Source organism: Lysobacter sp. N42, assembly GCF_004344885.1.
The window spans coordinates 1-15306 of the sequence record NZ_SKFB01000015.1 but is presented as its reverse complement, the minus strand read 5'-3'; the positions used below and the strand labels follow the sequence as shown (position 1 = coordinate 15306).

The following is a 15306-nucleotide window of genomic DNA, read 5'->3' as shown; positions in this document are numbered from 1 at the left end:
GCCTCAGTTCAGCGAGATGCGCAGGGCCGCGGCCGCTGCGAGCGGGGCCAGCAGCAGCGCGGCGACGAGCCCGGCGGCCAGCAGCAGCAGCGCTCCCTGCACGTCCAGGCCCTGCGCCGCGGCGGCGACGCTGCCCGCGCCGAACACTAGGACGGGCACGTACAGCGGCAGGGCCAACAGGGCGACCAGTATACCGGAGCGCTTCATCCCGACCGTCAGGGCCGCGATCACCGCTCCGATCAGGCTCAGGATCGGCGTGCCGAGCGCGAGCGACGCGAGCAGCACGGGCAACTGGGCGTGGGGCAACTGCAGGAGCTCGGCCAGGAGCGGCGCGGCGAGGAGCAGGGGCAGGGCGGTGGTGAGCCAGTGCATGGCCGTGCGGACCAGCACCAGCCAGGACAGGGGCACCGGCGCGAGCATCCACTGCTCCAGCGACCCGTCGTCGGCGTCCGACCTGAACAGGCCGTCCAGCGCCAGCTGGCCGGCCAGCAGCACCGCCAGCCAGAGCACGGCGGCCGCGACCTGCGCCAGCACCCGCGGCTCGCCACCGAGGGCCAGCGCGAACAGCACGATGACCAGCACCGCGAACATGGCCGGCTGCAGGGCGTCGCCGCGGCGGCGCCACACGAGACGCACGTCGCGCAGGGCGAGCGCGCGGGCCGAGGCCAGCAGGCCGGTATGCGCCGCCACGCTCATGCCGCCCTCCGCAGTTCGATGAGACGCGTGCGAACGGGCGGCGCGGCGTAGGCGCCGTGCGTGGTCAGCAGCGCGGCGCCCCCCTGGCGCAGGTGGGTCTGGATCAGCCGGTTCACGAGCTCGATCCCTTCGAGGTCGAGGTTCGCGTAGGGCTCGTCCAGCAGCCACAGCGGCACCGGTGACAGCCACAGGCGCGCCAGCGCCAGGCGCTTGCGCTGGCCGGCCGAGAGCTGCCGCGCCAGTGCGTCCTCGTAGCCCGCAAGGCCGACCGCCTCGAGGGCCCGGTTGGAGGACTGCGTCGCGCGCCGTCCCTGCAGGCCGCCCAGATAGTCCAGGTTTTCGAGCGTGGTCAGGTCGCCCTTCAGGCCGGGCAGGTGGCCGAGATAGCCGATGACGCCCGCGCGCTCGGCGGGCGTGGCGATGCGGCCGTCGATGCGCACCTCCCCTGCGTCCGCGCGCAGCAGCCCGGCGAGCACCCGCAACAGCGTGGTCTTGCCCGCGCCGTTCTCGCCCTGCACCAGCAGGGCTTCGCCGGTATCCACCGCCAGATCGAGCGGGCCGAAGACGGGCTCGTCGTCGCGCGTGAAGCGCAGGCCGGTGGCGTGCAGCAGCGGCGGTCGAGGCGGAGCGGAGTCGGTCATCGGCGCGCGATTACGGCCGGCGGCCGCGGTCGCTCATTCTAGCCAGTCGACATGCGGCAGGTCCGCTGCGCCGCCCGGACGCGGCATGAGCATGTGCAGGCGCACGGGCTCGCCCGCGAGCCAGGCGAGGATGCCGGCCTGCTCGAACTCGCGCGCCAGCGCATCGGCGCGTTCGGGCGACAGACCCGCCACCAGCCAGCCCGCCTCGCGATGGCCGCCCTCGGCGTCCTGCGCCCAGGTGCGGCGGAAGTCCACGCCCGCGGCCTCCAGCCGTGCCGCCAGTGCATCGTCGTCGCGCGCATTCGCCTGGCCCGGCTGGCGCTCCGCGTCCGGGTTCCACGCCGTGATGAAGGCATACGTCGACGCGGGAAGGCGCCGTTCGATCTCCGTGGCGGGCTGCCCGACGCGGAGTTCCACCGGATCCCCGCCAAGCTCGGCGCGGTAGACCGCGCTCGCGAACGCCCGGGCCAGCGCCACGGGGTCGTCCTGCGATGCATGCCGCGGCGTGCCGTCATTGCTCATGCCGTCCTCCTGTCCGTTTCCGTACACTCGTGGCCCCTCCGCCGAGCCCCGCGCGATGACGCCCGAAACCAAGCTCCCCAAGGTCGGTACGACGATCTTCACCGTGATGTCGCAACTGGCCGTGGAGCACGGCGCCGTCAACCTGGGGCAGGGCTTTCCCGACTTCGACGTTCCGGCCCGGCTGGTGGATGCGATGGCGCGCGCGATGCGCGAGGGCCGCAACCAGTACTCGCCGATGACGGGCGTCCCGCCGCTGCGCCAGGCCATCGCCGCCAAGACCGAGCGCTGCTACGGATACCGGCCCGATGCTGACGCCGAGGTGACGGTGACCTCTGGCGCGAGCGAGGCGATCCTCGACGCCGTGCACGCCGTCGTACGGCCCGGCGACGAGGTCGTCGTGCTGGACCCCTGCTACGACTGCTACGAGCCGGCCATCGAGCTGGCCGGCGGCGTCGCGGTGCATGTGCCGCTGCATCCCGAAACCTTCGCGCCGGACTGGGCGCTGATCCGCGCCGCGGTGACGCCGCGCACGCGCCTGGTCATGATCAACTCGCCGCACAACCCCTCCGGCGCGATGTGGAGCGAGGCCGACATGCGCGAGCTGATCGCGCTGCTGGACGGCACCGGCATCTACCTGCTTTCGGACGAGGTCTACGAGCACATCGTCTTCGACGGGCGCCGGCACGAGTCGGCGCTGCGCTACCCGCAGCTGCGCTCGCGTGCGTTCGTGGTGTCGAGCTTCGGCAAGACCTACCACTGCACGGGCTGGAAGGTCGGCTACTGCATCGCCCCGCCCGCGCTGAGCGCGGAGTTCCGCAAGGTCCATCAGTACAACACGTTCTGCACCTTCACTCCGGCACAGTTCGCCTTCGCCGAGATGATCGAGGCCGAGCCGGAGCATTACGAGCAGCTGGGCGCCTTCTACCAGGCCAAGCGCGACCGCTTCCGCGAACAGCTGCTGACGACGAAGCTGCGCCCGCTGCCCGTGCCCGGCGGCTATTTCCAGCTGGTGGACTACTCCGCGGTGAGCGACCTGCCGGACGCGGAGTTCTGCCGCTGGCTGACCATCGAGAAGGGCGTGGTCGCCATCCCGCTCTCGCCCTTCTACGGAGCGCCGCCGCAGGGCCAGAGGCTGGCGCGGCTGTGCTTTGCCAAGAACGAGGCGACCCTGGACGCCGCGATCGCACGGCTGCAGGCGCTCTGAGCAGAGGAGGGAACCCATGTCCAGCGAATACGGCATCACCGACGTCCGTCACCCGCTTCGCGTCAGCATCGTCCAGGGCGATACGCGCTGGCTGCAGCCCGAGGCCAATCGCGAGTACTACGGGGAGCTGGTGGGTGCACTGCACGGCATCACCGACCTGGTGGTCCTGCCGGAAACCTTCACCAGCGGCTTCTCGAACGAAGCCATCGACCGCGCCGAGGACATGGATGGCCCCACGGTGGCGTGGATGCGCGACTGGGCCCGCGAGCTGGACGCCGCCGTGACCGGCAGCGTGCAGTTGCGCACGGGCGATGGGGTCGCCAACCGCCTGCTCTTCGTCACGCCCGATGGCGAGGTGCGCCATTACGACAAGCGCCACCTGTTCCGCTATGCGGGCGAGCACGAGCGCTACCGTGCCGGCCGCGATCGCCTGACGCTGGAATGGCGCGGCTGGCGGATCTGTCCGCTGGTCTGCTACGACCTGCGTTTCCCCGTGTTCTCGCGCAACCGCTACGACGTCGAGCGGCCGCAGGACCTCGACTACGACCTGCTGATGTACGTGGCGAACTGGCCCGCGGCACGCTCGAACGCGTGGCGCACGCTCCTGCGGGCGCGGGCGATGGAGAACCTGTGCTACGTCGTGGGCGTGAACCGCGTCGGCACCGACGGCAACGGGCTCGGGTACGCGGGCGAGAGCGCGGTGATCGACTTCCTGGGCAACCCGATCAGCGAGTGCGCGGACATGGAAGTCGTCAGCACCACCACGCTGTTCCTCGAGGAGCTGAAGGCCCACCGCGAGCGTTTCCCCGCCATGCTGGACGCGGACCGGTTCGAGTTGCTGTAGCGGACGTCGTGGCGCGTTCGCGGGTCGGCCACGGCTTTGCAGGGACGACACGGGGTCAGGTTTCGCGCCCCGGTAGACGCCGCGCAGGCACGGCCCTCCGTGGATCCGTGGCTCAAAAGGCATGCTGCCTGGTCAGACGAGCCCCGTCGCGTAATAGACCCCGATCACGACGAACACCGCCAGTGTCTTGATCACGGTGACCGCGAAGATGTCCTTGTAGGCCTGGCGGTGGGTGAGCCCGGTGACGGCGAGCAGCGTGATCACCGCGCCATTGTGCGGCAGCGTGTCCATGCCGCCCGAGGCCATCGCCGCCACGCGATGCAGCACGTCCATGGGGATGCCGGCGGCGTTCGCGTTGGCGATGAACGCATCGGCCATCGCGGCGAGCGCGATGCTCATGCCGCCCGATGCAGAACCGGTGATGCCGGCCAGTGAGGTCACGGTCACGGCCGTGTTCGCCAGCGGGTCCGGGATCGACGAGAGCGCGTTGGCGACCACCAGGAAGCCCGGCAGGGCGGCGATGACCGCGCCGAAGCCGTACTCGGACGCGGTGTTCATGGACGCCAGCAGCGAGCCGCCGATCGCGGACTTGGTTCCCTCCGCGAACCCCGCGGCGACGGGCTTCCACGCCAACGCCAGCACCGATGCGATGCCCACCAGCAGGGCGCCTTCCACCGCCCAGATCGCCGCCAGCTTGGATGTCTCCTGTACCACCGGGGCCGCGTCGCCGATCACCGCCGGATCGAAGCTGTAGGAGGTCCCGTAGACGGCGGGGATCCACGTCGTAAACAGTTTGTTGGATACGCCGACCAGCACGAGTGGAAGCAGCGCGACCAGTGGATGCGCGAGCTTCGTTCCGACGAACGCGGCGGGCTCGTTGAGCAGGCTGGCGGCGTCGCCATAGCCCTCGCCGGCGGCGGCAGCGCTACGGCGGCGCCATTCCAGGTATGCCATCCCGACGATCAGGATGAAGAGCCCGCCCATGCTGCCGAGCACCGGCGCCGCCCAGGCGGTGGTGCCGAAGAACGTGGTCGGAATGATGTTCTGGATCTGCGGCGTGCCGGGCAGCGCGTCCATGGTGAACGTGAACGCACCGAGGGCGATCGTGCCGGGGATGAGCCGCTTGGGGATGTCGCCCTGCCGGAACAGCTCCGCCGCGAACGGATACACCGCGAACACGACGACGAACAGCGAGACTCCGCCGTACGTGAGTAGCGCGCAGACCACGACGATCGAGAGCATGGCGCGGCGCGCGCCCACGACGCGGATCGCCGCGGCCACGATGGCCTTGGAGAAGCCCGACAGCTCGATGAGCTTGCCGAAGATCGCCCCGAGCAGGAACACGGGGAAGTAGAGCTTGAGGAAGTTCACCATCTTGTCCATGAAAAGACCGGTGAACATCGGCGCGACCAGCGTCGGATCGGTGAGCAGCACCGCACCGAGGGCCGCGATCGGCGCGAAGAGGATGACGCTGTAGCCGCGGTAGGCCACGAACATCAGGAAGGCCAGCGCGGCCAGCACGATCAGAAACGCCATGGAAGTCCAGCTCCGTCGAGTGCGGGCCAGTATCGACGTCGCCCGCGGCGCGGGCATTGTCCGAAGGTACAGCTGCCGGGCGCGGTGGACGCGGCCCACTATCGCCGGCATGACGGCGGGGCATGCCCCGCGTTCGCAACGGAACCCAGGGGAGAACCACCCGATGCGCCGCACCCGTATGAGCCGTAATCACCTCTGCCTCGCCATCGCCTGCGCACTGTTCGCACCCGTGGCGCCCGCGCAGGACGCCACCGGCGCCGAGGGCGCCGCCGTCGAGGAGGAGCGCGCGCTGGAGAACGTCACCGTCACGGCGCGTCGGCGCGAGGAGACGCTGCAGGACGTGCCGGTCGCCGTCACCGCCTTCACCGCCGATGCGTTGGATCGTCTGGCGATCGAGGATCTGGGCGACCTCGATGCGCAGGTACCCAACCTCACGGTCTACGCCGCGCGCGGTTCCTCGAGCACCGTGACCGCCTACATCCGCGGCATCGGCCAGTCCGACCCGCTGTGGGGCGTGGACCCGGGCGTGGGCATCTATCTCGACGACGTGTACATCGCCCGTCCGCAGGGCGCGCTGCTGGATGTGTTCGACGTCGAGCGCGTGGAGGTCCTGCGTGGCCCGCAGGGCACGCTCTACGGCAAGAACACCATCGGTGGCGCGATCAAGTACGTTTCGCGTGGCCTGCCGAAGGAGTTCGACGGCTTCGCATCGGTGACCGTGGGCAACTACAACCAGCTCGACGTCAAGGCGGCGGTGGGTGGCCCGCTCGGTGGCAGCGAGGCGCTGCGCGCGCGCCTCTCGGTCGCGAGCCTGAACCGCGACGGCTTCGGCCGGAACATCCTCACCGGGCAGGAGATCAGCGACAAGGAGATCCTGGCGCTGCGGGCGCAGCTGGGCGCCTACGTCAGCGACGACTTCAACATCCAGTTCGCCTTCGACTGGATGGACGACCAGTCCGGCGTGCGCGGCGCGAAGATGCTCGGGCCCAACCGCTTCGCGCCGGCCTATCCGCCGCTGGACGACCGCTACGACGTGCGCAACGGAATGCCCAACGTCAACGACACCTCGATGAAGGGTGCGTCGGTCACGGCCAATTACGACATCGGCGACGCCTGGGGCCTGAAGTACGTGGCCGCGCTGCGCAAGTCCGACACCGAGACCAACATCGACTTCGACACCACGCCGGCCACCATCGCCGACGTCAAGGCCTTCTACCGCGACGAGCAGATCAGCCACGAGCTGCAGGTGCACTACGACGCCGGTGGCCGCTCGCGTGGCGTGATGGGCCTGTACGCCTTCGACGGCGAGGCCGGCGGCCAGGTGCTCAACAACTTCTTCGGCCTGCTGTTCGGCGACACGCAGGGCACCGTGTTCACCGACAGCATCGCCGCCTATGCGGATTGGACCTTCGACCTCACCGGGAGCCTCGAGCTCAACGTCGGCGCGCGCTATACGGACGAGGACAAGAACGCGGTCGTGCTCAACCGCGCCTATGCCAACTCCAGCTTCACCACCCCGATCGCCACGGTCGCCAACTTCGACAAGACGATCAACTTCAAGAACACCTCGCCCAAGGTGGCACTGGACTGGCAGGCCAGCGACAGCGTGATGCTGTATGCGCACGCCTCGCGCGGCTTCAAGTCCGGCGGCTACAACATCCGCGCACAGGCCACCGCCGTGCCGCGCTCGGCCGAGCCGTTCGACGACGAGGTCGTCGACAGCTTCGAGGTCGGCAGCAAGATGGCCTTCCTCGACAACAGGCTGTTCCTGAACCTCGCCGCGTTCCACAACAAGTACGAGGACATCCAGCTGTCTGTGTTCACCGCCTACGACAGCAATGGCGACGGCACCAACGATGCATTCTTCGGCGACTTCACCAATGCCGGCGCGGGTACGGTCAATGGCGTCGAGGTCGAGTACCAGTGGCTGCCGACGCGGAACTGGCTGATCAACGGCAACCTCGCCTGGCTGGACGCGAAGTACGACGAGTTCCTTTACGCGGGCGTCAACATCGCCCACGAGCAGGAGTTCACCAACGCGCCGGAGTTCTCCGGCGCCGTCAACGTCGAGTACCGCATGGACCTGGCGGGTGGCGGCAACGTCGCCGCGCGCGTGGGCTATTCCTACCAGAGCGAAGTGGTGGCCACGACCGAGATCGTGCGCACCGGCGCGCAGCCCATCAGGCAGGACGGGTACGGCCTGGTGAACGCCGGCGTGACCTGGCGCAGTGCGGGGGCGTGGACGCTCTCGCTGCAGGGCACGAACCTCACCGACAAGGAATACCGCACCACGGGCTACAACCTGAACGCGGCGCTGGGCGTGCTGACGGGCTTCTACGGCGCGCCCCGACAGGTCGCACTGACGGCGCGTTACGACTTCTGACCGACGCCGAAGGCGGTCGGAACGCGGCGGCGGGCCTCCGGGTCCGTCGCCTTTTTCTTCGCGTAGGCCACCAAGGGCCGGGCGAGGGCAGCTATGCTCGCGGCGGGGATTGCACTGGATCCGGCCACGGGCCGGGAGGCGATGCTGAACTTCGCGCTGGTCACGGGCGCCAGCCTGCTCTGGCTGGGGCTGATGTTCGCCGCCGCGCTCCATGCCGAGCACCGGCCCGCACTGGGCGCGCGCCACTGGCGCCACGTCTATGCGCTCTCGCTGGCCGTGCACTGCACGTCGTGGACCTTCTACGGCACCGTGACGCAGGCCGCGCGCCATGGCTGGCCGCTGCCGCCCACGTTCGTCGGCGCGATCCTGCTGTACGCGCTGGGCGTGGGCATCATGCTGCGGCTGGTGCGCCTTGCGCGCGACAGCAATGCCACATCGCTCGCCGACCTCATCGCCACGCGCCTGGGCAAGGACGCGTGGCTGGCGGCCACCGTCACGCTAGTGGTGGCACTCGGCCTGATTCCCTACATCGCGCTGCAGCTGAAAGCGGTCGCGATGGGCTTCTCCCTCCTGGCGGCCGCGCCCGGCGGCGACGCGCCGGCCTGGCAGGACAGCGCGCTGTACGTCGCCATCGTGCTCGCGGTATTCGCCATCCTGTTCGGCGCGCGCAATGCCCGCGCGACCGAGCACAACCGCGGGCTGGTGTTCGCGATGGCGCTGGAGTCGGTGTTCAAGCTGCTGGCGATGCTGGCGATCGGGGCATGGGTCTGGCTGAAGCTCGGCGACGGCCCTGCGCTTGCGCCGCCGCGAACGGACGTGGCACCCGGCGGCTTCGCGCCCCTGGTCGCACTGGGTGCGCTGGCCATGTTCATCCTGCCGCACCAGTTCCACGTCGCGGTGGTCGAATGCCGGGACGAGCGCCACGTGCAGACCGCGCGCTGGCTGTTCCCGCTCTACCTCGTCCTGATCGCGCTGCCGGTGCTGCCCATCGCCCGCGCGGGAGTGGCGTGGCTGGGCGATGCGGTGCCGACCGACCTCTACATCCTCGCGCTGCCGCTTTCGCAGGGGAGCGAGGCACTGGCGCTGTTCGGCTACCTGGGCGGCCTGAGCGCGGCCACCGGCATGGTGGTGGTGAGCACGCTCGCCCTCAGCCTGATGGTGGGCAACCACTGGTTCGCGCCCGGGCTGCTGCGCGGCGCCTGGGGCCGCGGCGATGCCGGCGACCTCAGCGGCAGCGTTCTGACGCTGCGGCGCACGGGCATCGTGGCGGTGATGCTGCTCGCCTGGGCCTACAGCCGCGTCATCGCCGGCAGCGAGGCGCTGGCGGACGTCGGGGCCGTCTCATTCTCCGCCCTGGCCACGCTCGCGCCGTCGCTGGGCTTCGCGCTGTGGCGGCCGCAGACCTCGGCGCGCGCGGCGACCGCAGGCATCCTCGCCGGCTTCGCGACCTGGGCCTGGGTGCTGCTGCTGCCCCTGCTGGGCGCGCCGGGTGACCTCGCGCCGGCTGGCCTCGCATGGCTCTCGCCCGACGGATTCTTCGGGCTCACGGGCTGGACGCGGCTGGGCCGGGCCGTGGGGTCCAGCCTGTTCGTCGGCACGCTGGCCACCGTCGTGCTCGCCGCCTCGTGGTCGGCGGCGCCGCGGCGCACCTCGCGCGGGCTGGACCTGGCGACGCTGCGCGCGGCGAGCCAGCGCTTCCTGCCGCGCGAGCGCGTGGCGCGCCTGCTCGACGGGGTGGAGTCCTCCGGCCCCGTCCCGGCCGAGGCCGAGGAACGCGTCGAGCGCGAGCTCGCCGCCGTACTGGGCGCAGCGTCCGCGCGCGTGCTGCTCGATGCCGCGCGGCGCGAGTCCGGCGACCTCGAGACGGTGGCGACCATCGTAGGCCAGGCATCGGCCGACCTGCGCTTCAACCAGCGGGTACTCGAGGCCGCGCTGCGCAACATGAGCCAGGGCATCAGCGTGGTCGACGCCGACCTGCGGCTGGTGGCGTGGAACCCGCGTTACGCGCAGATCTTCGGCTTTCCCGCCGACCTGCTGCAGGTCGGCCGCCCCATCGCCGACCTGGCCCGCTGGGCGATGCGGGGAATCGACTTCGCGGGCGACATCGAGCGTGCGCTGCAGAGGCGGCTGGCCTTCATGCGCGCGGGCACGCCGCATCTGTCCGAGCGCGTGCTTCCGGACGGTAGCATCATCGAGATCCGCGGCAACCCGATGCCGGGTGGCGGTTTCGTGGCCACCTTCACCGACGTCACCGAGTTCCGGCGCGCCGAGCGCGCGCTGATCGAAGCGAACGAGACACTCGAGCAGCGCGTGGCTTCGCGCACCGCCGACCTGGAGGTGGCCAAGCGCGAGGCCGAGCGGGCTAACCACGCCAAGAGCCGTTTCCTGGCCGCGATCGGCCACGATCTCATGCAGCCGCTCCACGCCGCGCAGCTGTTCACCGATGCACTGGCCGACGAGCTGGAATCGCCGCGCCACCGCGCCACCGTCGCGCAGGTGCGTGGCGCCCTGGAGTCGACCACCGACCTGCTGACCGGCCTGCTGGACATGTCGCGCCTTGAGGCCGGTGGCCTCGTGCCGCAACCACGCGAGTTCGCCCTGTCGGAGGTGCTGGAACCGCTGGCCTCGGAGTTCCGCGCGATCGCGGCGGCTCGCGGCCTGGCCTTCGGCTTCGTTCCCACGCGCGCGTGGACGCGTACCGACCCGCAACTGCTGCGCCGCATCCTGCAGAACTTCCTGGCCAACGCGGTGCGCTACACCCCGGCTGGCGGCATCGCGCTGGGCGTGCGCCGGGCCGGGGGCATGCTGCGCATCGAGGTGCACGACACCGGACCGGGCATCGCGCCCGACCAGCAGCGCGCGATCTTCGAGGAGTTCCGCCGCGGCCCGGATGCGCCGGGCGAAGGGCTCGGGCTGGGCCTGTCGATCGCCGACCGCATCGCGCACCTGCTCGAAGCGCCGCTCGCGCTGCGCAGCCGGATCGGGCGGGGCACCGTGTTCTCGGTCGACCTGCCGCGCGTCGCCCCACGCGTCATGGAGACATCGGCGCAGCGACCCGCGGGCAGCCTTGCCGGCCTGAAGGTGCTCGCGCTCGACAACGATCCCTCGGCGCTCGCCGCACTGCGGGCCCTGCTCGAACGCTGGGGCTGCGAGGTCGTGACCGCGGCGGATCGCGATGCCGCCCTTCTGGCCTGCGAGCGATTCGACACCGACGCGTGGCTGTTCGACTTCCATCTCGACCGCGGCGACACCGGGGTGGGCGTGGCACAGGCCCTGGCCACGCGGGTCGGCGCGCGTCCCACGCTGATCCTGAGTGCGGATCCGGGCGAGGAGGTGCGTGCCTGCGTACGCGACGCCGGTCACCCGCTTCTGGCCAAGCCGCTCAAGCCGCTGGCGCTGAAGTCGACGCTCGACCGCCTTATCGCCGCGCGCGAGCGGCCGCCGGCGATCGTGGGCTGAGGGCGTCAGCCCTCGATCGTGCGTGCGGGGTCGCTGAGCTCCAGTTCCCGCAGCACCACGCTGGCCTGCGTGCGGTTGCGTACGCCCAGGCGCTCGAAAATGGCCGACAGGTGGGCCTTCACCGTGCGCTCCTGCACGTCGAGGCGGTCGGCGATCTGCTTGTTGAGCAGCCCCTGTGCCACCAGCGTGAGCACGCGGAACTGTTGCGGCGACAGGCTTGCCAGCCGCGCGGCGAGGTCGGCATCGCTGCTGGAGGTCTGCGTGCGCGCCACCGCCGAGCGCAGGGCGGGCGGCAGCCACTGCTCGCAGGCGAGCACCGCGCGTATCGCGTCGCGCAGTTCGTCCAGGCCCGAACTCTTGGGCAGGTAGCCCGCCGCGCCGTGGTCCAGCGCACGCCGCACCACGCGCGCATCGTCATTGGCCGAGACCACGATGACGGCCACGTGCGGAAATTGGGCACGCACGGCGGCCAGCCCCGCCAGGCCGTGGTTGCCCGGCATGTGCAGGTCCAGCAGCACGAGGTCGATGTCGGCCTCGCGCTCCAGCGTTGCCAGCACGCCGTCCAGCGACTCGGCCTCATGCACGATCAGCCCGGCCACGGCATCGGCCGCCGCGCCGCGCAGCGCGGCGCGGAAGAGCGGATGGTCGTCGGCGATCAGCAGGCGGGGCATGGCGGTCGTGGGGATGCGGGTGGTCGTGCTACTGCACGGTCCAGCCGCCGTCGACATCGATGGTATGGCCGGTGATGTTGCGCGCCACCGGCGACATGAGGAACGCCGTGATGCCCGCCAGTTCCTCGAACGTGATGAACACGCCCTTGGGCATGGGCTTGAGCATGACCTGGCTGACCACTTCGGACTCGGGAATGCCGCGCGTGCGCGCCTGATCGGCGATCTGCCTGTCCACCAGCGGTGTCTTCACGTAGGTGGGGCAGATCGTGTTGATCGTGATGTCGGTATCGGCCGTTTCGAGCGCGATCACCTTGGAAAAGCCCACGAGCCCGTGCTTGGCGGCCACGTAGGCACTCTTGAACGGGCTGGCCACCAGCGAGTGGATGGAGCCGATGTTGACGATGCGCCCGAAACCGCGCTCGCGCATGCCCGGCAGTACGGCGCGCGTCAGGCGCGCCACGCCCACGAGCATGACCTGCACCAGCAGGTCCCACTTCTCCATCGGGAAGTCCTCGAGCTTCGAGACGTGCTGCAGGCCCGCGTTGTTGACCAGCACGTCCACCGGACGCGAGATCGGCGCCAGCACGTGCTCGACGCTGTCGTCGCGCGTCACGTCCAGCGCATGCGCCTCGGCGCTGCCGCCCTCGCCACGAATGGCGTCGGCGACCTGCGCGGCGGCGTCGCCCGAAAGATCGGTCACGACGACGTGGTGTCCCTCGCGCGCCAGGTGCGTGGCGATGCCGGCGCCGATGCCGCTGCCGGCACCGGTGACGAGGATGCAGCGGGACGGGGCGGGTGGGAGCATGGATGCGGGCATGGAGTCCTCCTGCGTGCAGCCTACCAACCGCGGCGCGCCCCGGCGTGGTACGAACGTACGATGCCGCGCTGCGCAGCCGCTGCTAACGTCGGCCCATGAAGAAGATCCCCATGCTGCGACAGGCGGCCCTGCTGGCCGCGCTCACCGGCCTCGCCGCGGGCTGCGCCAGCCTCGACCCCGGAACCCGCATGGACGACCTCGACATCGTCGGCCCGATCCGCGTCACCGAACACCGCGGCGGTGACGACCTGCTCACCGCCGGGCTGGGGCTGGACGGCCTGCGTGCCGTGGCGCCGCCCGCGTTCGCCGACGCTGAGCACCCCACGCCCGCCGAACTGCGGCGCCGCGCGATCTGGTCGAACTGGCGCGGTATCGCCGACCTCTCCCCGCAGGGCGGCTTCGGCAGGCTCTACGGCTCGACCGCGCCCGTGCCGGGGCGCGAGTACCACGCCTTCCTGCGCCTGCCCGGTGCCAGGCATCCGCATCGCGTCGCGGTGCAGGTGCCCGACGGCTTCGACGCCAAGCGGCGCTGCATCGTCGTGGCCCCGGCCTCGGGCTCGCGCGGCGTTTACGGCGCGATCGCGGTCGCGGCCAGCTGGGGGCTGCCGAAGGGTTGCGCCATCGCCTACACCGACAAGGGCGCGGGCACCGACTACTTCGATCTCGACGCCGGGCAGGGCGTGGCGCTGGACGGCACCGTGCAGGCCGCAGGCGGCACCACGCTGGGCTTCGAGCCCGCGGCGGGAGGCGAGGGCGTGGCCTTCAAGCACGCGCACTCGGCCGACAACCCGGAGGCCGACTGGGGCCGCCACGTGCGCCAGGCCGCGCAGTTCGCCCTGCACGCGCTGGACCAGGCGTTCCCCGCGCAGGCGCCGTTCCGCTTCGACGACACCACCGTCATCGCCACCGCGGTGTCCAATGGCGGTGGCGCGGTGCTGCGCGCCGCCGAACTGGACGGCGACTGGCTCGATGCGGTCGTGGCTGGGGAACCCAACATCGCCGTGCCGGGCGCGCCACCGCTGTACGACATCGCCACCGAAGCGGCGCTGCTGATGCCCTGCGCGCTGTCCCACATGAAGCTGCCCGTGCCGCCCGCGGCCGGGCCCGGCTGCGCCGCGATCGCCGATGCCGGGCTCGTCCCGGGCGGGGACGACGCGGCGCGCGCGCGCGCGGCCTACGAGGCGCTGCGGGCGCGTGGCTGGACCGACGAGGCGCTGCGCGCCGGCGGCCTCAGCGTCGCCTTCGACATCTGGAAAGCCGTGGCCGCCACCTATGCCTCGGCCTATGGGCGCTTCGGGCCGCAGTCGCACCCCTGCGGCTTCCGCTTCGCCGCGACCGATGCGTCCGGCGCGGCGCGCCAGGCCACCGCGACCGAGCGCGCGGCCTGGTGGTCCGACGCCAGCGGCATCCCGCCCGGCGCCGGCGTCGCCCTGATCACCCCGCCCGACGCGGCGCTGGGCGGGACTCGGTGCCTGCGCGCCCTCTGGACCGACCATGCACTGGCCGCGCGCGTGCGCGAAGGCGTCGAGGCCACCCGCGCGGGGCTGCCGAGGCGCGGGTTGCCGGTGATCATTGTGCACGGCGTCGACGATGGCCTGGTGCCGATGGCCTTCACCAGTACCCCATACGTGCGCGCGGCGCGCAGCGCGGGGCGCGACGTGCGCTTCTGGGAGGTCGAGCGCGCGCAGCATTTCGACGCGTTCCTCGGCCTGCCGGCGATCGGCGCCTCGTACGTGCCGCTGATGCCCTACGTGCACGCCGCGCTGGATCGCGTATGGGCGCACCTGCACGAGGGCAGGGCGCTGCCGGGCGACGCCCGCATCCGTGCGACGCCGCGCGGCGCCGAGCCGGCCCTCGAAGCGCGTCACCTGGCCATACCCGCCGGCTGAGACGCCGGACGGCGTGGACGCGCCGGGCCTGCGCATGCCGCCCGGCAGGCCTGGTGCGGATCGACGTTCGACGCAGGTCGCCGATGCGTCGGCCGCGTGGGAGCGCGGGCCTGTTTCCCGCTTCCGCGCGAACGACGGCGCGGTCTCATTGCACGCGTTCGCGGCCCCTTCTCCTCTCGCGCGATCGGGGGCGCTGGCGGAGCAAGGCTCCCCGCGATCGTGCGCGCCGCGGGACATCGGCGCTTGGGCAGGCCGCGGGTCGGGCCGGATCCAGGGCGCATCGTGAGTCCGCACGGCGAACAGGCAACGTGCACGGATGCCCGCGTTCGCGGGCATGACGACATGGGTTGACGCGCGAGTCGCGCCGACGTTCGTCCTGCGGCGGTGGCGCCGGCCGGCATCGCCATCTGCCCAACGGGCGGACCGATCTCCGCGGGACAAAAGGAAAGGGCGCCAGCGGCGCCCTTTCGTTCGGGTATCTCAGGTACGCGGGCCGCGCGGGCCGCCGCCACCGGGGCGTCCGCCGCGGGGCGGGCCACCGGCGGGGCGACCACCACCGCCCGGCTTTCCACCGGATACAGCCCGAACGACAGCAGCGCGGTGACGACGAAGACCAGCGCCAGCGCCACGCGCAGCATCGGCAG

At 71.3% G+C, this 15306-nt stretch carries 11 protein-coding genes; 5 read left to right on the top strand and 6 right to left on the bottom strand.

Translation table 11 applies throughout. From position 1 onward, the window contains the following. Nucleotides 1-3 precede the first annotated feature (3 nt). Genes ccmB through EYQ95_RS17150 form a run of 3 tightly spaced genes read right to left on the bottom strand, consistent with a single transcriptional unit; the run spans nt 4 to nt 1859 of the window. A complete protein-coding gene (ccmB, locus tag EYQ95_RS17160; protein WP_132328557.1) occupies nt 4-696 on the bottom strand; it encodes a heme exporter protein CcmB in 693 nt (230 codons plus the stop codon). Beyond that, nucleotides 693-1337 carry a heme ABC exporter ATP-binding protein CcmA gene (gene ccmA / locus EYQ95_RS17155; protein WP_132328555.1) on the bottom strand — a complete coding sequence of 215 codons (645 nt, stop codon included), beginning with the start codon at nt 1335-1337 and terminating at the stop codon, nt 693-695. Before ccmA ends, ccmB begins: the two co-directional genes overlap by 4 nt. Before the next feature lie 33 nt (nt 1338-1370). After that, the gene (locus EYQ95_RS17150) at nt 1371-1859 is read right to left on the bottom strand and encodes a DUF3293 domain-containing protein (RefSeq protein ID WP_132328553.1); all 489 of its coding nucleotides are present in this window, start codon (nt 1857-1859) and stop codon (nt 1371-1373) included. 55 nt (nt 1860-1914) lie between these two features. On the opposite strand from EYQ95_RS17150, the gene EYQ95_RS17145 reads away from it, so the two are divergent. Then, entirely contained in the window at nt 1915-3063 is a 1149-nt protein-coding gene (locus tag EYQ95_RS17145; RefSeq protein WP_132328551.1) for a pyridoxal phosphate-dependent aminotransferase, read from the top strand. Nucleotides 3064-3079: 16 nt separating this feature from the next. Beyond that, nucleotides 3080-3907 (top strand): amidohydrolase, encoded by an 828-nt coding sequence (locus tag EYQ95_RS17140; protein WP_132328549.1) that lies wholly within the window; start codon nt 3080-3082, stop codon nt 3905-3907. A gap of 132 nt (nt 3908-4039) precedes the next feature. Here the strand turns inward: EYQ95_RS17140 and EYQ95_RS17135 are convergent, their stop codons facing one another. Continuing rightward, on the bottom strand, nt 4040-5443 hold the full coding sequence (locus EYQ95_RS17135) for a GntP family permease (protein WP_132328547.1): 1404 nt from the start codon (nt 5441-5443) through the stop codon (nt 4040-4042). Between the two features lie 178 nt (nt 5444-5621). Here EYQ95_RS17135 and EYQ95_RS17130 point away from each other — a divergent pair, with 178 nt between their 5' ends. Together EYQ95_RS17130 and EYQ95_RS17125 are read left to right on the top strand one after the other, a co-directional pair. Further along, nucleotides 5622-7826 (top strand): TonB-dependent receptor, encoded by a 2205-nt coding sequence (locus EYQ95_RS17130; RefSeq protein WP_132328665.1) that lies wholly within the window; start codon nt 5622-5624, stop codon nt 7824-7826. Between the two features lie 141 nt (nt 7827-7967). After that, the gene (locus EYQ95_RS17125; protein WP_132328545.1) at nt 7968-11285 is read left to right on the top strand and encodes a PAS-domain containing protein; all 3318 of its coding nucleotides are present in this window, start codon (nt 7968-7970) and stop codon (nt 11283-11285) included. Between the two features lie 5 nt (nt 11286-11290). Here the strand turns inward: EYQ95_RS17125 and EYQ95_RS17120 are convergent, their stop codons facing one another. Then, nucleotides 11291-11956 carry a response regulator transcription factor gene (locus tag EYQ95_RS17120; protein ID WP_132328543.1) on the bottom strand — a complete coding sequence of 222 codons (666 nt, stop codon included), beginning with the start codon at nt 11954-11956 and terminating at the stop codon, nt 11291-11293. Between the two features lie 28 nt (nt 11957-11984). Beyond that, entirely contained in the window at nt 11985-12773 is a 789-nt protein-coding gene (locus EYQ95_RS17115) for a 3-hydroxybutyrate dehydrogenase (protein ID WP_243699966.1), read from the bottom strand. A gap of 95 nt (nt 12774-12868) precedes the next feature. On the opposite strand from EYQ95_RS17115, the gene EYQ95_RS17105 reads away from it, so the two are divergent. After that, the gene (locus EYQ95_RS17105; RefSeq protein WP_243699965.1) at nt 12869-14662 is read left to right on the top strand and encodes a D-(-)-3-hydroxybutyrate oligomer hydrolase; all 1794 of its coding nucleotides are present in this window, start codon (nt 12869-12871) and stop codon (nt 14660-14662) included. Nucleotides 14663-15306: the final 644 nt, after the last annotated feature.